The 20,552-nt window shown below is 63.0% G+C and carries 15 protein-coding genes; 8 read left to right on the top strand and 7 right to left on the bottom strand.

The features are described 5' to 3' along the window. Positions 1-37: 37 nt before the first annotated feature. A complete protein-coding gene (locus S7S_RS10860; RefSeq protein ID WP_008735043.1) occupies positions 38-982 on the bottom strand; it encodes a hypothetical protein in 945 nt (314 codons plus the stop codon). Positions 983-1,313: 331 nt separating this feature from the next. Here S7S_RS10860 and S7S_RS10855 point away from each other — a divergent pair, with 331 nt between their 5' ends. Next, the gene (locus tag S7S_RS10855) at positions 1,314-2,660 is read left to right on the top strand and encodes an ABC1 kinase family protein (RefSeq protein WP_082027699.1); all 1,347 of its coding nucleotides are present in this window, start codon (positions 1,314-1,316) and stop codon (positions 2,658-2,660) included. A gap of 187 nt (positions 2,661-2,847) precedes the next feature. Here the strand turns inward: S7S_RS10855 and S7S_RS10850 are convergent, their stop codons facing one another. From S7S_RS10850 to S7S_RS10825, 6 genes are all read right to left on the bottom strand, one after another. Next, positions 2,848-4,011 carry a putative solute-binding protein gene (locus tag S7S_RS10850; RefSeq protein ID WP_008735047.1) on the bottom strand — a complete coding sequence of 388 codons (1,164 nt, stop codon included), beginning with the start codon at positions 4,009-4,011 and terminating at the stop codon, positions 2,848-2,850. Between the two features lie 85 nt (positions 4,012-4,096). Continuing rightward, a complete protein-coding gene (locus S7S_RS10845; RefSeq protein ID WP_008735049.1) occupies positions 4,097-5,281 on the bottom strand; it encodes a putative solute-binding protein in 1,185 nt (394 codons plus the stop codon). Between the two features lie 270 nt (positions 5,282-5,551). After that, positions 5,552-6,340 carry a YciK family oxidoreductase gene (locus S7S_RS10840; protein WP_008735051.1) on the bottom strand — a complete coding sequence of 263 codons (789 nt, stop codon included), beginning with the start codon at positions 6,338-6,340 and terminating at the stop codon, positions 5,552-5,554. Beyond that, a complete protein-coding gene (locus S7S_RS10835) occupies positions 6,337-7,008 on the bottom strand; it encodes an HAD-IA family hydrolase (protein WP_008735052.1) in 672 nt (223 codons plus the stop codon). The genes S7S_RS10840 and S7S_RS10835 overlap by 4 nt, the downstream gene beginning before the upstream one ends. Further along, on the bottom strand, positions 7,005-7,730 hold the full coding sequence (ubiG, locus tag S7S_RS10830) for a bifunctional 2-polyprenyl-6-hydroxyphenol methylase/3-demethylubiquinol 3-O-methyltransferase UbiG (protein WP_008735054.1): 726 nt from the start codon (positions 7,728-7,730) through the stop codon (positions 7,005-7,007). Before ubiG ends, S7S_RS10835 begins: the two co-directional genes overlap by 4 nt. Then, positions 7,723-9,048 (bottom strand): TRZ/ATZ family hydrolase, encoded by a 1,326-nt coding sequence (locus S7S_RS10825; protein ID WP_008735057.1) that lies wholly within the window; start codon positions 9,046-9,048, stop codon positions 7,723-7,725. Before S7S_RS10825 ends, ubiG begins: the two co-directional genes overlap by 8 nt. Positions 9,049-9,388: 340 nt before the next feature. Here S7S_RS10825 and gyrA point away from each other — a divergent pair, with 340 nt between their 5' ends. The 7 genes from gyrA (at position 9,389) to rpsA (ending at position 20,512) form a co-directional block, all read left to right on the top strand. Next, positions 9,389-12,109 (top strand): DNA gyrase subunit A, encoded by a 2,721-nt coding sequence (gene gyrA, locus S7S_RS10820; RefSeq protein WP_008735060.1) that lies wholly within the window; start codon positions 9,389-9,391, stop codon positions 12,107-12,109. A gap of 84 nt (positions 12,110-12,193) precedes the next feature. Further along, on the top strand, positions 12,194-13,273 hold the full coding sequence (gene serC, locus S7S_RS10815) for a 3-phosphoserine/phosphohydroxythreonine transaminase (RefSeq protein WP_008735063.1): 1,080 nt from the start codon (positions 12,194-12,196) through the stop codon (positions 13,271-13,273). Next, positions 13,266-14,351: a prephenate dehydratase gene (pheA, locus tag S7S_RS10810; RefSeq protein WP_008735065.1), complete on the top strand. Its 1,086-nt coding sequence runs from the start codon at positions 13,266-13,268 to the stop codon at positions 14,349-14,351. Before serC ends, pheA begins: the two co-directional genes overlap by 8 nt. Before the next feature lie 268 nt (positions 14,352-14,619). Then, positions 14,620-15,720 carry a histidinol-phosphate transaminase gene (gene hisC / locus S7S_RS10805; RefSeq protein ID WP_008735067.1) on the top strand — a complete coding sequence of 367 codons (1,101 nt, stop codon included), beginning with the start codon at positions 14,620-14,622 and terminating at the stop codon, positions 15,718-15,720. A 3-nt stretch (positions 15,721-15,723) separates the two neighbouring features. Then, a complete protein-coding gene (locus S7S_RS10800) occupies positions 15,724-18,006 on the top strand; it encodes a bifunctional prephenate dehydrogenase/3-phosphoshikimate 1-carboxyvinyltransferase (protein ID WP_035203865.1) in 2,283 nt (760 codons plus the stop codon). After that, entirely contained in the window at positions 18,006-18,698 is a 693-nt protein-coding gene (gene cmk / locus S7S_RS10795) for a (d)CMP kinase (protein WP_008735072.1), read from the top strand. The genes S7S_RS10800 and cmk overlap by 1 nt, the downstream gene beginning before the upstream one ends. Before the next feature lie 137 nt (positions 18,699-18,835). Then, positions 18,836-20,512, top strand: coding sequence for a 30S ribosomal protein S1 (rpsA, locus tag S7S_RS10790; protein ID WP_008735074.1), 1,677 nt, complete (start codon positions 18,836-18,838; stop codon positions 20,510-20,512). The last annotated feature ends 40 nt before the right edge of the window (positions 20,513-20,552 follow it).

Genomic DNA, 20,552 nt, shown 5'->3' with positions numbered 1-20,552 from the left:
ATGGCCGGTGCCCGCAGCGGGGCACCAGCCTGCCGGGTCACAGTAGGTCGTCGATATTGATGGTGGATTCAGAAGACTTGCGGGTGTCGTCCCAGAAGGTCCCCAGGTTGCCGTAGGGGGTCCGCTTGCCGGTGGCTTCAGTCCACATGCGGTCGGAAATGCCCTTGATCAGCATGCCGGCGATCGAATCGATCATGGCGTAGTTGGGGTCGAGGTTCTTGTCGTTATTGGCAAACTCGCGAATGGCGCGGCGGACCCGCTGGTCATCCCCGACACTGTAGGCGGAGATAGCGTACAGGGCGCTCGGCAGGCGCACGCCCTGTTCAAAGCCCAGGCGCGTGGCGCGTTCAAGCTCGGCCCAGGCGTCGGCGTTAGCCGGTTTCAGCATCGGCAGGATATTCCACAGGGCGGCACGGCCACCCCGGGGCACGCCCCACCATTTCTCGTTGTCCAGGCAGGCCAGGCCGCGCTCGACCTTGGCCGCCACATCGCGTGGCACGCCCACGGCGGTATCGGCAGTGGCATCGTTGAGCAGCGACTGGACGCCGCTGATCTGGCCGATCATCCATACCAGTTCGTCAAAGTCATTGCGCAGGCGCGGGCACTTGCCGTTGTCGGCTTCGCCGAATTCGACGAAGGAGCGGCGGTAGGCCTCGTACTGACGGCGGGCGGAGATCTCGGCCAGTTCTTTCTGTCTGGAACGGGCGTCCTGTGCTTCATTGACACGGCCTTCCTTGACCGCGCGCATGTAGCGCAGCTCTTCTTCGAGCGCCATGGATTCGGTACAGGTGGCGGCCACGGTGTAAACCAGTGTGGCGAGTTTGTCGGGGTCGGAGCCTACGGATTCGAATGACAGCAGCAGCGGGGTGAGTGCCTCGCCGGTGGCACAGGCCATGCCGACGTCCTGATAGGTCATGAGGTAGGGCACCATCTCTGCGCGCCCGTAACTGACCAGCACATCGCCGGTGGTCTTGTAGACCATCCCGCACCCCGGTAAGGCGGCCAAAGCGGCGCCCAGAGCTGCGACGCGGCAGGCACCGCGAACGCGAAAACGGAACTTCATACTGCGTTCTCCATCAATTGCATAATTATTGTTCTTCCGCTCGGTCGGACGATGTGCGCAACGCCCGCCGATAATGTCAGGCCAACACTACCGAAGCACGAAAATTGGCACAAGCGCCGATTACAAAAAGTAAGGCAAGTCATTACAAATACTTGTGTTGAGTTATCATTGCCGCAACGCTGGCCGGAAGTGATCATTGATCACACGCAGGTGGGCATTTGTTCCACTCGAACACAGGATGGTTCCGGGGATGAGAAAATATACTGAGGTTGAGCAGCGACGTGCACGCATGGCCGGTCGGCGTGCCGGGCTTTTATTGGCCGAAGATACCGCGCGCGGCGGCTTGAGAGTCTTGCAAACTGCGTCGGTTCTTGCTCGCACCGGGGCCGGCTGGTTGCTCGGCCGACGGCCATCCCTGCCGGTGCTGCTGCGCGAAACATTCGAGTCACTGGGTACCACCTATATCAAACTGGGGCAGTTCATTGCCAGTTCGCCGTCGCTGTTCCCGGATGAGTATGTCGAGGAGTTCCAGAAGTGCCTCGACAAGACACCGGCACTGCCTTTCCGCTTTATCCGCGACACGGTGGAGGCAGAGCTTGGCCGGCCGCTGGAGGACGTCTACGCCTGGGTGGACCCGCAACCGCTGGCCTCGGCCTCCATTGCCCAGGTGCACGCCGCACGCCTGCACAATGGCGACGACGTGGTCATCAAGGTGCAGAAACCGAATGTGCGCAATGTCCTGCTGACCGATTTCAACTTTCTCTATTTTGCGGCGCGGGTGGTCGAGATGTTGACGCCGGGCCTGTCGCGGTCGGCGGTGTCCGGTGTGGTGGAGGAACTGCAGGGCTCGATGCTGGAGGAATGTGATTTCCGGCAGGAGGCGGACAACCTTGAACGCTTCAACGAGTTTCTCAACATGACGCAGAATACCCGTGCCGTGGCGCCGACACCGTACCGGGAATTTTCCACTGCGCGGGTGCTCACCATGGAGCGCTTCTTCGGCGTGCCGCTGACTAACCTGGAAATATTGCGCCAGCATGTGCCGGACCCGGCGGAAACCCTGATCACGGCGCTCAACACCTGGTTCTCCAGCCTGATGCTGTGCGATTTCTTCCACGCCGATGTACACGCCGGCAACCTGATGCTGCTGCGCGATGGCCGTATCGGCTTTATCGATTTCGGCATGGTCGGGCACATGCGCAAGGAGACCTGGGAAGCAATGGCCCGGTTTTTCGACGGCATCGGCCGCGGTGATCACCGGCTGGTCGCCGAAGCGATGGCCACCATCGGCATGACCCGTGAAAAGGTGGACGTGGATGCCCTGGCGCGCGACATCGAACGCTTCCAGGACAAGCTCGCCAATCTGGACCCGACCAGCCTGCTGGAAGGGGGACGCCATGATCGTGAGGTCAATCGCCTGTTGCTCGACATCGTGCATATCGGCGAGCACCACGGTATCCGCTTTCCACGCGAGTTTGCCTTGCTGCTGAAGCAGTTCCTGTACTTTGATCGTTATGTGCAGGCGCTGGCGCCGGAACTGGACATGTTTGCCGACACGCGGGTGGATATCTTCGCGACGCTGGACCAGTTGCATTGAGCGGGCTGGTGGGGGTTAGGGTGGGTAGAGCCAAAGGCGAAACCCACCATGTCCATGCAGCGCACTGCTCGCACAGAATCATCGAAACTACCCACCTCCCAAGCCGGGTGATTTCGATGATTTTGCAGGAGTGATTAACGGGCATGGACACGGTGGGTTTCGCCTTTGGCTCAACCCACCCTACGCATCATTCAACCGGGTTCGTGCATTCCGAGCGTGAGGGCTCAACCGTGCAGCGAATGCGCCGTTGCAGGGTAAGCATCTCGGCGCTGTAGTAGCCTTCGTCACGCAACTGGATGCGCGCATCCTGCATCATGGTTTCGTATTCCTGCTTGTCTTCGTCCGGAATGCTGACCCACCAGTGGTCCGGGACCTTGTCGGCTTCTTCCTGCAATCGCGCCATGATCTCCTCATAGCCTTCGAAGAATGCCTCGCGCACCAGTTGCGCCACTTCCGCCGGGAACTTGTCTTCCCTGCCGATCAGCTGCATGGTGATCTGCGCCAGTGGATAGTCAATGATGCCACCGTGCTCGCCCAGCCCCTTGTACAGTTCCAGCACTTCATAGGCCACCAGCGGGGCTGGCAGTACATCGACGCTGCCGTTGTTGAACTTGGTCGGTGCGCTGACGATATCCGACGCCACCGGCGTGGCGCCGATCTGCGCCACCATGCGCGCCTGGGTCGGATCATAATCCAGCACCGGCACACGCTTGCCGGCGGCTTTTGCCAGTGAATTGATCTTGCGGTCGTTGACGAACACATAGGCGGCGCCACCGGGGGCGATGCCCATGACGGTATACCCGTGGGTGGTCATCCGGTCCGCCAGGCGCGGGTCGACCAGCACCTGCAGCAGCATGCGCATGTGCTGGTCAGTGGGCAGGCCGCCGACGGAATCGATGGTGCCGGTGAACTGGTTGAACAGTCGCGCACGCAGGCCGGTCATCAGGGCCGCTTCGCAGCGGCCGGATTTCAGCTCTTCCACCATCACACCTTCGTTGGTGTAGACCTCCAGCTGGATATCCACGCCATACTCCAGCAGGCGCAACCGCTGGTCCTGTGCGGCCATGAAAATCGGCCCGGCGCGGCCGGCGATATCCCAGATACACACTGTGCGGCGCAGCGGTTCGGCGGGGGAGAAGCCCGTCAGCCGTTGCATCGCACGGATGCGTTCATCCACGCTCTTCGACTGGTCATAAACAATCGTCCGCAACTGGCTGACCAGTTCAGGTGTCAGGTTCACACCAGGGGCGACGCGGGCCAGCTCGGCCTGCTGGGCGGCGGTGAGTGTCACGTCGGCATTGGCCAGCGCGCTGCCGCACAACAGCATCAGACAGAACAGCAATTGCTTCATGTTTTTTCCTGATAGTTGCTATTTTTTCAGCTGCGAGCCACGAGAAAAGGCCTTTCACTCGCGGCTCGAAGCCCGCAGCTTTTTTTTATTCCTTCGGATTGGCACATTCCGAGCTGTCCGGTTCAATGCGGCAGCGGATGCGCATTTGCAGGTGCAGCATTTCCGGGTGGTAATACCCGAGGTTACGCAGTTCGATACGGGCGTCCTGCATCATGGTGTCGTATTCCTGCTTGTCTTCGGCCGGAATCTGCACCATCCATTTCTCCGGAATGCGGGATTCCTCGTTATGAATGAATTCCATGATGGCGTCGTAGCGTTCGTTGGCGGCCTCGCGTACCAGTTGCGCGATTTCGTTGGGGAATTTGGCGCGATGGCCGACCAGTTGCATGCTGATCTGCGCCAGCGGGTAGTCGATGATGCCGCCGTCCGGTTCCAGGCCCTTGTAGAGTTCCAGCACCTGGTAGGCGAGCAACGGGGCCGCCAGTACATCCACGACACCGTTGTTGAACATCCCTGGTGCGCGGGTAATGTCGGTGGACACCGGCGTGGCGCCGATGCCGGACACCATGCGTGCCTGCATCGGGTCAAAATCCAGTACCGCGACTTTCTTGCCCGCCGCCTTGGCCAGGCTGTTGATCTGTTTGTCGTTGACGAACACATAGGCGCCGCCGGCCGGGAACACACCCAGTACCACATACTCGCCCTGCACCATGCGCCCGGCGTTGCTCGGGTGCGACACTACCTTGAGCAGGGTTTTCATGTGCTCATCGGTGGGCACGGCGCCGACGGCATCAATGGTGCCGGAAAAAGTATTGAACAGCCGCGCGCGCATGCCGCTCATCAGGGCGGCGTCGCAACGTCCGGCCTTGAGCTCGTCCACCATCACGCCTTCGTTGGTGAACGGAATCATTTCCAGGTTGATGCCGTATTCCAGTGCGCGTACGCGCTCGGCTTCGGCAATGGTAAACACCGGGCCGGCGCGGCCGGCGATATCCCAGATGCAGATCTTGAACGGGGTGCGCTGATCCGGCGGCAGGTCAGTGAGGCCGGAGAGACGGCCGATGGCCTTGAGGCGGTCATCGACGCTCATGTTGGAACTGAGGGAAATTTCCCGCATCAACTCGATCAGTTCCGGCGTAATGTCCACGCCGGGGGCCAGTTGTTGCAGCATGGCCTGCTGTTCGGGTGTGAGAGACACCTCGTTTTCTGTTGCGGCGTGCAGGCCGGCCACAGTGAGAAACAGTGATAGCGCAATAATTATTTTTTTCATGGTCCCACGTCCTTCATGGATAAGCAGGCCGCCCCTGGCAGCCTGGCGTCTGTCAGCATTCTGTCGCAGGGACGATGGAAGCCGCCGTGCCATGACAGGCGCAGACACAAGAGGGTGTCGCGCGAACTGACGTGAATGCCATGTTCACTCTCGGGTTGTCAGAGGGGCTATGACCTTGTGGCAAAAAAAAGCTGCTTAAAGGTCAACATTAAAAAAGTTAACGAGAGAGGGGGAGTGGGCCGGTGCGCGACGGCGACCGGCCGGAGGGTATCAGCGGATTTGGGCGTTGAAGGCCTGCCCGGTGATGCCGGTGCTGGCCGGTCCCAGCAGCCACAGGTAGGCCGGGACCAGCTGTTCCGGCGTGCGCAGTGTATTGGCATCCTCGCCGGGGTAGGCCAGGGCGCGCATGCGCGTGCGGGTGGCACCCGGGTTGATGCTGTTGGCGCGGATGGCGGAGGTGTTTTCCAGTTCGTCGGCCATCACCTGCATCAACCCTTCGGTGGCGAACTTGCTCACCGCGTAGGCGCCCCAGAACGCGCGGGCGCGACGGCCCACGCTGGAAGAGGTGAACACCACCGAGGCGTCTTTGGCACTGCGCAGCAGCGGCAGCACGGCGCGGGTCAGGTAGAAGGGCGCGTTAAGGTTGACCTGCATCACGCTGTCCCAGGTGCCATAGCCGTAGCTGTCCAGTGGAGTGATATCACCGAGGATTGAGGCGTTGTGCAGCAGCCCGTCCAGGCGCCCGAATTCGCGGTCCAGCATGGCGGCCAGTTCCTCGAAATTGGCCGGCGTGGCCACTTCCAGGTTCACCGGCACCAATGCCGGCTGGGGGCCGCCGCGCTCAAGAATGTCGTCGTAGACGCGCTCGAGTTTGTCCTGGGTGCGGCCCATCAGGATTACCGTCGCGCCAGCGTCAGCCAGGGCCAGGGACACGGCGCGGCCAATGCCGTCTCCGGCACCGGTCACCAGGACCACGCGGTCCTTGAAGCTGCCGGCAGGACAGCTGTAGTCCAGCGCTTCCTGTTGCAGGCGGGCCAGGTCGGGGTGGATGGCGGTCATGCGGAGGTTCCTTTTTCAATATCCAGCAGCGGCAACAGCGCGTTGGCTGCGTCTATATAGTAGTCGGCGTGCCAGGCACGCGGGTCTTCGTTCGGGTCCAGGTAGCCGTACAGGGCGGCCACGGTGCGCATGCCGGCGTTGCGGCCGGCTTCGATGTCGCGCAGGTGGTCACCCACATACAGACACTGTGCCGGGTCGACGCTGGCCTGCCGGGCGGCCAGCAGCAGCCCTTCCGGGTCCGGTTTGCGCAGGGCCACATGATCGGGGCAGATCACCGGGCCGCAGCGCTGTGCCAGCCCCAGTCCGCGCAGCACCGGCACGGTGAACCGTTCCGGTTTGTTGGTCACCACGCCCCAGGGAATGGCGCGCTGATCGAGTGCATCAAGCACCCGGTCCATACCGGGGAACAGCCGAGTGTCCACGTCGAGCCGGTCGGCGTAGGCATTGAGTATCTGGTCCAGGTACTGGCCGAAGTCAGTGTCTTCCGGTGTCAGGCCAAAGCCGAGGGTGACCAGCGCGCGGGCGCCGTTGGATACCTGGCTGCGCACGGCGGCTTCACTGACCGGCGGGCGGCCGGCACGTGCCAGCACCTGATTGAGCACCACATAGAAGTCCGGGGCGGTGTCGATCAGGGTGCCGTCGAGATCAAAAAAAACAGCCTGTATCATGGCTGCCCGGCCTTCACGGCGTGCATCAGATAGTTGACCGACACATCCCGGTTGAGCCGGTAGACCTGCGTCAGCGGGTTGTAGGTCATGCCGCAGGTGTCGCGCACTTCCAGCCCGGCGTCGCGGCACCACTGCGCCAGCTCCGACGGACGGATCAGCTTGGCGTATTCGTGCGTGCCGCGCGGCAGCAGCCGCAGCACGTATTCCGCGCCGACGATGGCGAACAGGAACGCCTTCGGGTTGCGGTTGATGGTGGAGAAAAACAACTGCCCGCCGGGTTTGGCCAGCTTTGCGCAGGCGGCCACCACGGCTGCCGGGTCCGGCACATGCTCGAGCATTTCCAGGCAGGTGACGACGTCGTATTGCCCGGCGCGTTCCTCGGCGATTTCTTCTGCGGCAATGTTCAGGTATTCCACCTCGACGCCGGCTTTTTCTGCGTGCAGGCGCGCCACGGCCAGCGGTGCTTCGCCCAGGTCGATGCCGGTCACCGTGGCGCTGCGCCGGGCCATGCCTTCGGACAGCAGACCGCCGCCGCAGCCGATATCGATCACGCGCTGGCCGGGCAGGCCGGCGCGCTCGTCAATGTAGTTCAGCCGCAGCGGGTTGATGTCGTGCAGCGGGCGGAATTCCGAGGACGGGTCCCACCAGCGTTCCGCCAGTTGTTCGAATTTGGCGATTTCCTGCGGGTCGACGTTGCGGGCGGTGCGTTGTGGTTCAGCCATTGAGGTTCTCCTGCCAGGTCTGGGTGTCGCGCAGGATGCGGGCGCTGTTCAGTGTCAGCAGTTCGCGGCCGGCCATCAGGCAGCGGCCGGCGACCCAGGTGTGGGTAACCTGGTCGCGGGTCGCGGCGTACACCACCTGGGCGATGGGGTCGAACAGCGGACGGGTTTCGAGACGGTTGAGGTCGATGGCGATGATGTCGGCCTGTTTGCCGGGCACCAGCGAGCCGGTCTGCTGTTCCAGGCCCAGGGCGCGGGCGCCATTGAGGGTGGCCATCGCCAGTGCGGCGTCGGCCGGCAGGGCGTCAGCGGCGCCGGCCACACCCTTGGCCAGCAGCGCGGCGGTGCGCAGCTCTCCGATCATGTCCAGGTCGTTGTTGCTGGCGGCACCGTCGGTGCCCAGCGCCACATTGACGCCGCCCAGGCGCAGTTTCTCGATGGGGCAGAAGCCACTGGCCAGTTTCAGGTTCGACTCCGGGCAGTGGGCGACGTGCGTGCCAGTGCCCTGGAGCAGTGCGATCTCGTCGTCATCCAGCTGCGTCATGTGGACGGCAATCAGGCGCGGACCGAGCAGCCCAAGACGTGCCAGCCGTGCCAGCGGGCGTTCGCCGCTGGCGTCGGTGGCCATCTGCACTTCGGCGGCGGTCTCGTGCACGTGCATCATGACCTGCGCATCCAGTTCCTCGGCCAGCATGACCACCCGTTTCAGGGGCTCATCGGAGACTGTATAGGGCGCATGAGGGCCAAAGCCGATAGTGATCAGCGGATCATGGCGCCAGTCGTCGGCGGCCTGGGTGGCCAGGCGCAGGTAATCGTCCGGGCCCTGGCCCATCGGCGTGGGGAAATCCATCACCGGGCAGAACAGGCTGGCGCGCAGGCCGGCCTCGGTGGCGACCCGGGCAATGGCGTCCGGGAAAAAGTACATGTCGGCAAAGCAGGTGGTGCCGCTCCGGATCATTTCGGCGGCAGCCAGCCGGGTGCCGTCGGTGACAAACTGCTCGCTGACCCATTTACCCTCGGCCGGCCAGATATGCTGTTCCAGCCAGGTCATCAGCGGCAGGTCGTCGGCCAGGCCACGGAACAGGTTCATGGCCGCATGGGTGTGGGCGTTGATCAGCCCCGGCATCAGCAGATGGCCGTCCAGGCGCAGGGTTTCCGTGGCCTGCCAGCGGCGGCTGGCCTCGGCGGCGGGCAGAATATCCTGGATACGGGTGCCGCTGATGACAATGGCGTGGTCGGCGAGCAGCCGCGCCGGGCCTTCCACGGGCGCGATCCAGCTGGCCTGGATGATCAGGTCGGCGTGTGCCGGTGCTTGGGGCATGAAGACTCCTGTCTGCGGACATGTTCTGGGGCGGCGGAAGTATAGCAGGCGCGCCCGGTGGGCGCGCCTGCAGCGGCGGGTTGCGAGCGACGGGCTGCGAGCAATGCGGTGGGGCTTCAGGCTCGCCGCTCGCCGCCCGTAGCGCGCAGCAGGCGCGCAGCGCCTCGTAGCTGGCGCGAAGCGCCTTATGCTATGATCTCCGGCTTTCGGCGCTTCCCCTGTGGGGGGGATGCCAGGGTGTCGAACCGCCCCAGCGTGGCGGTATTGGCGCGTTATAGCGCGGAAATCCAGCGGGCCGCCGGATGTTGTGGCCCGTCAGGCCCTGAGAGTAAGGATCACCATGACGGATCTCGCCAGAGAAGTTACCCAGGTCAATATTGAAGACGAGTTGAAACAGTCCTATCTGGACTACGCCATGAGCGTCATCGTGGGCCGGGCGCTGCCGGACGTGCGCGATGGTCTCAAGCCGGTGCACCGCCGGGTGCTGTTCGCCATGCACGAACTGGGCAACGACTGGAACAAGGCCTACAAGAAATCGGCCCGTGTGGTCGGTGACGTCATCGGTAAGTATCACCCGCACGGCGATTCCGCCGTGTACGACACCATCGTGCGCATGGCGCAGCCGTTCTCGCTGCGCTACATGCTGGTGGACGGGCAGGGCAACTTCGGCTCCGTGGACGGCGACTCCGCCGCCGCCATGCGGTACACCGAGGTGCGCATGGCGAAGATCGCCCACGACCTGCTCGCCGACCTGGACAAAGAGACGGTCGATTTCGTCGACAACTACGACGGCACCGAGAAGATTCCTGCCGTCATGCCGACCCGGGTGCCGAACCTGCTGGTGAACGGCTCCTCCGGTATCGCCGTGGGCATGGCCACCAATATTCCGCCGCACAACCTCGGTGAAGTGATTGACGGCTGCCTGGCGCTGATCGACAACGAAGACCTCACCGTCGATGACCTGATGCAGTATATCCAGGGCCCGGATTTCCCCACCGCCGGCATCATCAACGGCCGTGCCGGTATCGTGCAGGCCTACCGCACTGGCCGTGGCCGCATCTATGTGCGCGCCCGGGCCGATATCGAGGACATGGAAAAGGGCAACAAGCAGGCGATCATCATCACCGAGCTGCCCTACATGCTGAACAAGGCGCGGCTGATCGAGAAAATCGCCGAGCTGGTGAAAGAGAAAAAGATCGAAGGCATTACCGAACTGCGCGACGAGTCCGACAAGGACGGCATGCGTGTGGTGATCGAACTGCGTCGCGGTGAAAACGCCGACGTGGTACTGAACAACCTGTACGCCCAGACCCAGCTCGAGAGCGTGTTCGGCATCAACATGGTGGCCCTGCTCGACGGCCAGCCGAAGCTGCTGAACCTGAAGGACATGCTGGAGGCGTTTATCCGTCACCGCCGCGAAGTGGTGACCCGCCGCACCGTCTATGAACTGCGCAAGGCGCGCGAAAAAGGCCACGTGCTGGAAGGCCTGGCGGTGGCGCTGGCCAACATTGACCCGGTGATCGAACTGATCAAGCAGTCGCCGTCCGGCGCCGAGGCCCGCGAAGCACTGATCAAGCGTGGCTGGGCGCCGGGTGAAGTGGTGACCATGCTCGAGCGTGCCGGCGGCCCCGATGCCTGCCGCCCGGACGGGCTGGAAGATGATTACGGCATGCGTGATGGCCAGTACTGGCTGTCGCCGGAACAGGCCCAGGCCATTCTGGAACTGCGTCTGCAGAAACTGACCGGCATGGAACAGGAAAAGCTGGTCCAGGATTACCAGGAACTGCTGGAAAAGATCATCGAACTGGGTCTGATCCTGGCCGACCCGGAACGCCTGCTGGCGGTGATTCGCGAAGAACTGAACGCCATCCGCGAGGAATACGCCGACCCGCGCCGCAGTGAAATCCAGACCTCGCGCAGCGACTTCTCCATGGAAGACCTGATCGCCGAGGAAACCGTGGTGGTGACGCTGTCCAACGGTGGTTACGCCAAGGCGCAGCCGATCGACACCTACCGGGCGCAGAAGCGCGGCGGGCGCGGCAAGGCCGCCACGGCGGTAAAAGACGAAGATTATGTCGAGCACCTGCTGGTGGCGGGCACGCACGATACGCTGCTGTGCTTTACCAATATCGGTAAGGTGTACTGGCTGAGGGTGTTCGAATTGCCGCATGGCGGGCGTGGCTCGCGTGGCAAGCCGGTGGTGAACCTGATCCCGGCATTGCAGCAGGAAGAACGCATCACCGCCATCCTGCGCCTGGATGCAGAATTTGTGCGCCAGCAGTCTGCCGAAGATGACGCTGAGGTCGAAGACGCCGACCTGGATGTGATCGACGATGCGGAAGAGGGCGAGGAGATAGTGGACACCACCTCGGGTCCGTTCATCTTCATGGCCACGTCCACCGGCATCGTGAAACGCACACAACTGTCGAAATTTGCGCGGCCACGCAGCAACGGCCTGATCGCGGTGCGCCTGCAACCGGGCCAGAGCCTGGTGAACGTGGCCGTGACCCAGGGCGATGAAGACATCATGCTGGTCGCCAGCAACGGCAAAGTGGCGCGCTTCCGCCAGGCATCGGTGCGCGTGATGGGCCGTACCGCACGGGGTGTGCGCGGCATGAAAGTGGCCGACGGCGAAGCCATGATCGCGCTGATCGTGCCGCAACCGGGCGGCCAGTTGCTGACCGCCTCGGAAAACGGCTATGGCAAGCGCACCGGCGTGGACGAATTCCCGACCAAGGGTCGTGGCACCCAGGGTGTCATCGGCATGGTGGTGAACGACCGCAACGGCGCGCTGGTCGGCGCCACGCAGGTATTCGGTGGCGAGGACCTGATGCTGATTTCCAACCAGGGCACGCTGGTGCGCACCCGGGTCGATGAAGTCAGCCAGCTCAGCCGCAACACCCAGGGCGTGACGCTGATCCGTCTCGGAGACGGTGAACGCCTGGTGGGCGTGGAGCGGATTCCGGAGCTGGAAGGTGCGGAAGAAGTGGATGAACTGGAAGAAGGTGATACCGCAGCGGTGGATGCCACCGACGCGCCAGCGGATGACGCCGACGAATAACGGATAGAAAGAACCGGCCCCACTGCCGATGCGCCGGCGCAGGGGCCTGCCCATTGCAGCCGCGGCGATGCCGCTGAGGAACCCATGAGTCGCGCTTATAACTTTTGTGCCGGCCCGGCCGCTCTGCCGGAAGATGTACTCAGGCAGGCCGCCAGCGAAATGCTGGATTACCACGGTCGCGGCCTGTCCGTGATGGAAATGAGTCACCGTTCCGACGATTACGTCGCGATTGCGGAGACGGCGGAACAGGACCTGCGCGACCTGCTGGGCATCAGTGATGACTACGCCGTGCTGTTCCTGCAGGGCGGCGCCAGCCAGCAGTTCGCCATGGTGCCCATGAACCTGATGGGCCGCGACGATGTGGCGGATTACATCAATACCGGGCAGTGGTCGGCAAAAGCGATCAAGGAAGCGAAGCAGTTCGGCAAGGTGAATGTGGCAGCCAGCAGTGAAGCGACGAATTTCACCACTGTCCCGCCGCAGGACACCTGGCAGTTGTCCGATAACGCCGCCTACCTGCACTACACGCCGAACGAAACCATTGGCGGGGTGGAGTATGACTTCATTCCGGAAAGCCGTGCGCCGCTGGTGGCGGATCTGTCATCGACGATCCTGTCGCGCCCGCTGGACGTGTCGAAGTTCGGCCTGATCTACGCTGGCGCACAGAAGAACATCGGCCCGGCCGGCGTCTGTGTGGTCATCGTGCGCAAGGACCTGCTGGAGCGCGCCGGCGATCAGGTGCCGACCATGCTGCGCTACAAGGTCCACGCCGAGAACGGCTCCATGTACAACACGCCCCCCACCTATGCCTGGTACCTGGCTGGCCTGGTGTTCAAGTGGCTCAAGGCGCAGGGCGGCCTGACGGCGATGGAGCAGCTCAACCGTCGCAAGGCAGAAAAACTCTATGGCTATATCGACGCCAGCGGCTTCTACAGCAACCCGGTGGAAAAACACAGCCGGAGCTGGATGAATGTGCCGTTCGTCCTGGCCGACGAGCAGTTCGACAAGCCGTTCCTGAAAGAAGCGGATGCGGCGGGGCTGCTGAACCTGAAAGGGCACCGCTCGGTGGGCGGCATGCGCGCGAGCATCTACAACGCCGTGCCGGAAGCGGCGGTGGATGCACTGATTGATTTCATGAAGGATTTTGCACAACGACATGGCTGAACCGACTCTCGAACAGTTGCGCGCGCAAATTGACGGCCTGGATGACCAACTCCAGACGCTGATGAACCAGCGCGCAACCCTGGCGCAGAAAGTGGCAGAAGTGAAGCAGGCCACCGACGGCGATGCCGTGTTCTATCGCCCCGAGCGCGAGGCACAGGTATTGCGGCGCGTGAAAGAGCGCAATACCGGCCCGCTCGATGGCGAAACCGTGGCGCGGCTGTTCCGTGAAATCATGTCCGCCTGCCTGGCGCTGGAGCAACGCATGAAAGTCGCGTTTCTCGGCCCGGAAGGCACCTTTACCCATCAGGCGGCGCTGAAGCATTTCGGCCACGCGGTGGAAGCCGTCTCCCTGGGTGCCATCGATGAAGTGTTCCGTGAAGTGGAATCCGGTGCAGTGCAGTATGGTGTCGTGCCGGTAGAAAATTCCACCGAAGGCGTGGTCAACCATACGCTGGACAGCTTCATGGATTCATCGCTGAAAATATGTGGCGAAGTGGACCTGCGTATTCATCATCACCTGTTGCTGGGAGAGCACACCCAGGAAAACAGGATTACGCGCATCTATTCGCACCAGCAGACGCTGGCGCAATGCCGCAAGTGGCTGGATGCGCACATGCCGACCGTGGAGCGGGTGGCGGTGAGTTCCAACGCACAGGCGGCGCGCCGGCTTAAAGACGAATGGAACGCTGCGGCCATCGCCGGTGAAATGGCGGCGGAACTGTACGGCCTGAAAATCATGCACCACAACATTGAAGACCGGCCGGACAATACCACGCGCTTCATTATTATCGGCCGCCAGGACACGCCGCCCTCCGGGCAGGACAAGACCAGTATCCTGGTGCGCATGAAGAACCGTCCCGGTGCCCTGTACCATGTGCTCAAGCCGTTCAAGGAGCACAGCGTGGACCTGACGCGGGTGGAATCGCGCCCGTCGCGCAGCGGCAACTGGAGTTATGTCTTCTTCATTGATTTCGAAGGGCACCGCGACGACGACCGCGTCGGGCGCGTGCTGGCCGCGCTGGAACAGGAAGCGATGGACATCCGTTTCCTGGGCTCTTATCCCCGCGCCGTGATCTGAGCTGCCCGGGCGGCGTACCCCTCAAGCCGCTGTGGCGGCACTTCCCTGTGACCCGGTACGTTTCGGGGTATCGTCGCGTGGGTGGCGGGCCTGGCGAACAGAAAGTCCGCAGGGTGGGGGCGTCGCCTCCTGCGAGCGGCCGGGGTACCATCCCGGCATTGCAACGAGACAGATGGCCGGGTGATTTCAACATGTCATCATCCGGTGCGCCGTGCGGCGCGAGTATTGATAACCCGCAGCCCCCGGGCTGCTTCGGAGCGTCCTTAATATGCCTGTCGACTTTATTGCCCTGGCCAATGCAGGTGTACAGAAGCTGCAACCGTACCAACCCGGCAAACCGATCGAGGAACTCGAACGGGAGCTGGGCATCACCGATATCGTCAAGCTGGCCAGCAACGAAAGCCCGCTTGGCCCAAGCCCGCGTGCCATGTCGGCCGTGCGCTCGGTGCTGGAGGATATTCACCGCTACCCGGACGGCTCCGGCTTCCGTCTGAAGGCAGCCCTGGCTGAACGTCTCGGCGTGCGGGCCGCCCAGATCACCCTGGGCAACGGCTCCAACGATGTGCTGGAACTGATCGCCCGCGCCTGGCTCAAGCCCGGTGACGAAGCTGTGTTCAGCGAGCACGCTTTCGCCGTTTACCCGCTGGTGACACTGGCCTGCTCGGCACGGCCGGTGGCGGTGCCGGCGCGTGAATACGGCCATGACCTGGATGCCATGCTGGACGCCATCGGCGAGCGCACCCGCATCGTGTTTGTGGCCAACCCGAACAACCCCACCGGCACCTGGATCAGTTCCTCGACGCTGGATCATTTCCTCGCCCGCGTGCCCAAGGATGTGCTGGTGGTGCTGGACGAGGCCTACTTCGAATACGTCGAGGAGAGTGCCTACCCGGACGGCATGACCCGTCTGGCGGCGCACCCGAACCTGGTGGTCACCCGCACTTTCTCGAAAATCTACGGGCTGTCCGGTCTGCGCATGGGTTACGGCGTTTCCAGTGTGGACATTGCCGACGTGCTCAACCGTGTGCGCCAGCCGTTCAACTGCAACAGCCTGGCGCTGGCGGCGGCGGAAGCGGCCCTGGATGATGCCGACTATCTGGAATACAACCGCAACCTCAACACCACCGGTCTGGCCCAGGTGGCTGAGGGGCTGGAGCAACTGAACCTGGAATACATTCCGTCGGTGGGTAATTTCATTGCCTTCGACTGCGGCCGTGAGGCGATGCCGGTCTACGAGGCGCTGTTGCGCGAAGGCGTGATCGTGCGGCCGATCGCCGGCTACGGCATGCCGAATCACCTGCGTGTGTCGATCGGTCTGCCGGAGGAAAACGAACGCTTCCTGGAAGCGCTGGCAAGGGTGCTGGGCTGAATCATGGGTGATGCGTCAATGCCGCTGTTTGAACAGGTCACCATCATTGGCCTGGGCCTGATCGGCGGCTCGCTGGCGGCGGCGGTCCGGTCGGGCGGGCTGGCGAAGAAAATCGTCGCCGGTTCGCGCTCGTCCCGCACGCTGGAGCGAGGCCTGTCGCTGGGGCTGGTGGACGAAGGCTACCAGGACCTGGCGCAGGCCGTGCAGGGGGCCGATCTGGTATTCGTGTCGGTACCGGTGTCGGCGATGGCGGCGACCTTCAGTGCTATCGTGCCCGGGCTCGAACGCCATGCCATCGTCACCGATGGCGGCAGTGTCAAAGGGTCGGTGATTGCCGCCGCACGGGCACAGCTTGGCGCCCATTTTTCCCGCTTCGTGCCCGGCCACCCGATTGCCGGCAAGGAAAAGAGCGGCGTGGATGCCGCTGACGCTGCCCTGTACCAGCGCCACCGCGTGATCCTCACGCCCGTGGCCGAGACTGATCCGGCGGCGACACAGGCAGTGCGCCGGCTGTGGACCGCTGTGGGTGCCGACGTGCTCAGCATGGGGCCGGACGAGCACGACCGGGTACTGGCTGAAACCAGTCATCTGCCGCACTTGCTGGCCTTCTCGCTGGTGGATACGCTGGCGCGCCAGGGCGATTCCACCGACATTTTCCGGTACGCCGCTGGCGGTTTCCGTGATTTTACCCGGATCGCTTCCAGTGACCCGGTGATGTGGCACGACATCTTTACCGAGAACCAGGACGCAGTGCTGGCTGCTGCTGACTTGTTCGCCGCCGGGCTGGCCCGCTTCCGCGATGCGGTGGCCCGGGGTGACAGCGACGCCCTGCTGGGTATCATGACCCGCGCCAACACGGCCCGGGCACGCTTCCTGGCGATGAACGCCCGTACTTCCTATACCCAGGCGCAAAGCGCGACAGACGAGCATCACATGAAGGCTGATCAGAACGCGGCACAGGCCCGCAACCCCGAATTCATCGTCCAACCCGGTGGCCAGCTCACTGGCCAGGTGCGCGTGGCAGGGGACAAGTCGATCTCCCACCGCAGCATCATGCTGGGCGCCCTGGCGGACGGCGTGACCGAGATCGAAGGCTTCCTCGAAGGCGAGGACGCGCTGGCCACATTGCAGGCGTTCCGCGACATGGGCGTGGTGATCGAAGGCCCGCACGCTGGCCGCGTGCGCGTGCACGGCGTTGGCCTGCACGGCCTGAAGGCACCGGCCCGCACTCTCTATATGGGGAACTCCGGCACCTCCATGCGTCTGCTGATGGGGCTGCTGTCCGGGCAGGCCTTTGCCAGCGAACTGACCGGCGACGAATCCCTGTCGCGCCGCCCGATGGAGCGTGTGGCCAAGCCGCTGCGCGAGATGGGCGCCGCCATCGGCACCACCGGCAACGGCACGCCGCCGGTCAGCATTCGCGGGGGCCGTACCCTCAAGGGCATCGATTACAACATGCCGGTGGCGTCCGCCCAGGTGAAATCCGCGCTGTTGCTCGCCGGCCTGTATGCCGAAGGCGAAACCCGTGTCACCGAGCCGGCGCCGACCCGTGACCATACCGAACGGATGCTGGCCGGCTTCGGCTATCCCGTGCAGCGCGACGGCGCCAGCGTCACCGTGCGCAGCGGCGGCCGCCTGACGGGCTGCCAGCTGGAAGTGCCGGCGGATATCTCCTCGGCGGCGTTTTTCCTGGTGGGCGCGGCGATTGCCGAAGGCTCCGAACTGCTGCTGCCCCATGTTGGCATCAACCCGACCCGCACCGGCGTGATCGACATCCTGCGCCTGATGGGCGCGGATATCCGCCTGGAAAACGAGCGCGATTCGGGTGGCGAACCGGTGGCGGACCTGCGTATCCGCAGCAGCGGCCTGAAAGGCATCACCATTCCGGAAGAGCTGGTGCCGCTGGCGATCGACGAATTCCCGGCGATCTTCGTCGCGGCCGCCTGTGCCGAAGGCGACACGATCCTGCACGGCGCAGAAGAGCTGCGCGTGAAGGAATCCGATCGCATCCAGGTCATGGCCGATGGGCTTGCCGCCCTGGGTGTCGAGCTGGAAACCTACCCGGACGGCATCCGCATCCGTGGCGTGGGGCAGGGCAGGCCGGCCTTTACCGGCGGCGAGATCGAGAGCCACGGCGACCATCGCATCGCCATGAGCTTCGCCATGGCCGCCCTGCGTGCCAGCGGCGCGATCCGCATCCGCAACTGCGCCAACGTGGCCACCTCCTTCCCCGGTTTCGCCGAACTGGCCGGCCGCGCCGGCCTGTCATTGCAGGTGCAGGGTTGATGGGGGGGCAGCGCGTGCCCGTCCTGACCATTGACGGCCCAGTGTCCTCCGGCAAGGGCACCGTGGCCCGCCGCGTGGCCTGCCGTATGGCCTGGCATCTGCTGGATTCCGGTGCCCTGTACCGGGTGCTGGGGCTGTACGCCGAGCGCCAGGGCGTGGCGCTGGACGACGAACCCGCCCTGACCCGGCTGGCGCGCGAGTTGCCGGTGGTGTTCCGTGAAGGCGACGGGGACATCCAGGTGCTGCTGGCGGGGGAGGATATCGGCCAGCTGATCCGCGACGAGCGGGTCGGTGAACTGGCGTCCCAGGTGGCGGTGCTGCAGCCGGTGCGCGATGCGCTGCTGGCCCGCCAGCAGGCGTTTGCCGAGGCGCCGGGGCTGGTGGCTGACGGCCGTGACATGGGTACGGTGGTGTTCCGGCAGGCGCCGCTGAAGATCTTCCTCACGGCGAGCCCGGAGGAGCGCGCACGCAGACGCTATAACCAGTTGAAGGAAAAGGGGTTTAATGCTAACCTCCCGGCCCTCATTGAGGATATCCGCGCCCGGGATGACCGAGACATGCAACGTTCAGTGGCGCCATTGCGCCCGGCGGACGATGCCATCGTCATCGACAGCACCCACCTGAGTGTCGAAGACGTGGTCGACCGGATCCTCGAAGAAGCCGCCCGGCGCAGTTTGATCGGCGCGGCGTGAATGCAATCGTCCGATTGCATTGCGGTGATTGTCCGAAGGCCGCAAACGTAAACCAGCAAGGTCTTCGTTCAGTCAGACAAGAGCTGCCCATGCCTGCTGGTTGGCATGGCGAAAATCGTTAATTACAGGTATCTCACATGACCGAAAGTTTTGCCGAACTTTTTGAAGCCAGCCTGCAGGATCTCGACGTCGCACGTGGCTCTATCATCCGCGGCACCATCGTTGCCATCGACAGCGACTGGGTGACCGTTAACGCGGGCCTGAAGTCCGAAGGCATCATCCCGCGCGAAGAATTCCTGAATGAAGCCGGCGAGCTCGAAATCGCCGAAGGTGACGAAGTCGAAGTGGCCGTTGACGCCATCGACGACGGCCTGGGCTTCACTCGCCTGTCCCGTGAAAAAGCCAAGCGTGCGGAAATCTGGACCGATCTCGAAGCAGCCTTCGAGAAAGACGAAGTCATCAAGGGTCAGATCAGCGGCAAGGTCAAAGGCGGCTTTACTGTGGATATCGGCCTGATCCGTGCGTTCCTGCCGGGCTCGCTGGTAGATATCCGCCCGGTGCGCGATGTCGCGCATCTGGAAGGCAAGGATCTGGATTTCAAAGTCATCAAGCTGGATCCGAAGCGCAACAACGTGGTGGTATCCCGCCGCGCGGTCATGGAAGCCGAACACAGTGCAGAACGCGAGCAACTGCTCGAGTCGCTGCAGGAAGGCATGGAAGTCAAAGGTATCGTCAAGAACCTCACCGACTACGGTGCGTTCGTTGACCTGGGCGGTATCGACGGCCTGCTGCACATCACCGACATGGCCTGGAAGCGTATCAAGCATCCGAGCGAAATCGTTGAAGTCGGCCAGGAAATCGACGTCAAGGTACTGAAATTCGACCGCGATAAAATGCGCGTATCCCTGGGCCTGAAACAGCTGGGCGAAGATCCGTGGCACGATATCGTCGGCAAGTACCCGGAAGGCGCACGGGTCAAGGCCAAGGTCACCAACCTGACCGATTACGGCTGCTTTGCCGAGATCGAAGAAGGTGTCGAAGGTCTGGTGCACGTGTCCGAAATGGACTGGACCAACAAGAACATCCACCCGTCCAAAGTTGTTTCCATCGGCGACGAAGTCGAGGTGATGATTCTGGATATCGACCAGGAACGTCGTCGTATCTCCCTGGGTATCAAACAGTGCATGTCCAACCCGTGGCAGGCGTTTGAAACCAACTACAACAAGGGCGACCGCATCTCCGGCAAGATCAAGTCGATTACCGACTTCGGTATCTTCATTGGTCTGGAAGGCGGCATCGACGGCCTGGTGCATCTGTCCGACATCTCCTGGGAAGAACCGGGCGAAGATGCGGTACGCAAGTTCTCCAAAGGTGACGAGCTTGAGACCGTGATTCTGTCGGTGGATGCAGAGCGCGAAAGAATTTCCCTTGGAATCAAGCAGTTGACAGACGATCCGTTTGCTCAGTATGTTGCAGCTAACGAGAAGAACAGCATCGTCAAAGGCACCGTCAAGGCAGTGGATGCCAAGCTCGTTACCATCGAGCTGGCAGACAACGTCGAAGGCCTGATGAAAGCGAACGAAATCAGCCGCGACCGCGTTGAAGATGCCACCCAGGTCTTCAAGACGGGTGACGAAGTTGAAGCGAAGATCATCGCTGTCGACCGCAAGAACCGCATCATTAACCTGTCTATCCGTGCCAAGGATATGGCCGATGAGCGTGAAGCGATGGACGACCTGAGCACCCGTCAGGAATCCTCGCCGAAGACCATCGGTGACCTGATCAAGGCGCAGATGGAAGGTAGCGACCAGTAAGACGTTCCTCCCCGGGCCGCACGCCAGTGCGGCCCGAGGG

It is taken from the genome of Isoalcanivorax pacificus W11-5, from assembly GCF_000299335.2.
GTDB lineage: Bacteria > Pseudomonadota > Gammaproteobacteria > Pseudomonadales > Alcanivoracaceae > Isoalcanivorax > Isoalcanivorax pacificus.
The sequence above is the reverse complement of the archived record's forward strand: the minus strand, read 5'-3'. Positions and strand labels throughout refer to the sequence as shown.

What these genes read in the sequence shown, in the direction of transcription:
- pheA (WP_008735065.1), top strand. Translation starts at nt 13,266, where the DNA reads ATGGCTGAACCGACTCTCGAACAGTTGCGCGCGCAAATTGACGGCCTG.
- rpsA (WP_008735074.1), top strand. Translation starts at nt 18,836, where the DNA reads ATGACCGAAAGTTTTGCCGAACTTTTTGAAGCCAGCCTGCAGGATCTC.
- S7S_RS10855 (WP_082027699.1), top strand. Translation starts at nt 1,314, where the DNA reads ATGAGAAAATATACTGAGGTTGAGCAGCGACGTGCACGCATGGCCGGT.
- gyrA (WP_008735060.1), top strand. Translation starts at nt 9,389, where the DNA reads ATGACGGATCTCGCCAGAGAAGTTACCCAGGTCAATATTGAAGACGAG.
- S7S_RS10800 (WP_035203865.1), top strand. Translation starts at nt 15,724, where the DNA reads ATGGGTGATGCGTCAATGCCGCTGTTTGAACAGGTCACCATCATTGGC.
- cmk (WP_008735072.1), top strand. Translation starts at nt 18,006, where the DNA reads ATGGGGGGGCAGCGCGTGCCCGTCCTGACCATTGACGGCCCAGTGTCC.
- S7S_RS10850 (WP_008735047.1), bottom strand. Translation starts at nt 4,011, where the DNA reads ATGAAGCAATTGCTGTTCTGTCTGATGCTGTTGTGCGGCAGCGCGCTG.
- S7S_RS10860 (WP_008735043.1), bottom strand. Translation starts at nt 982, where the DNA reads ATGGTCTACAAGACCACCGGCGATGTGCTGGTCAGTTACGGGCGCGCA.
- S7S_RS10840 (WP_008735051.1), bottom strand. Translation starts at nt 6,340, where the DNA reads ATGACCGCCATCCACCCCGACCTGGCCCGCCTGCAACAGGAAGCGCTG.
- S7S_RS10845 (WP_008735049.1), bottom strand. Translation starts at nt 5,281, where the DNA reads ATGAAAAAAATAATTATTGCGCTATCACTGTTTCTCACTGTGGCCGGC.
- serC (WP_008735063.1), top strand. Translation starts at nt 12,194, where the DNA reads ATGAGTCGCGCTTATAACTTTTGTGCCGGCCCGGCCGCTCTGCCGGAA.
- S7S_RS10825 (WP_008735057.1), bottom strand. Translation starts at nt 9,048, where the DNA reads ATGCCCCAAGCACCGGCACACGCCGACCTGATCATCCAGGCCAGCTGG.
- ubiG (WP_008735054.1), bottom strand. Translation starts at nt 7,730, where the DNA reads ATGGCTGAACCACAACGCACCGCCCGCAACGTCGACCCGCAGGAAATC.
- S7S_RS10835 (WP_008735052.1), bottom strand. Translation starts at nt 7,008, where the DNA reads ATGATACAGGCTGTTTTTTTTGATCTCGACGGCACCCTGATCGACACC.
- hisC (WP_008735067.1), top strand. Translation starts at nt 14,620, where the DNA reads ATGCCTGTCGACTTTATTGCCCTGGCCAATGCAGGTGTACAGAAGCTG.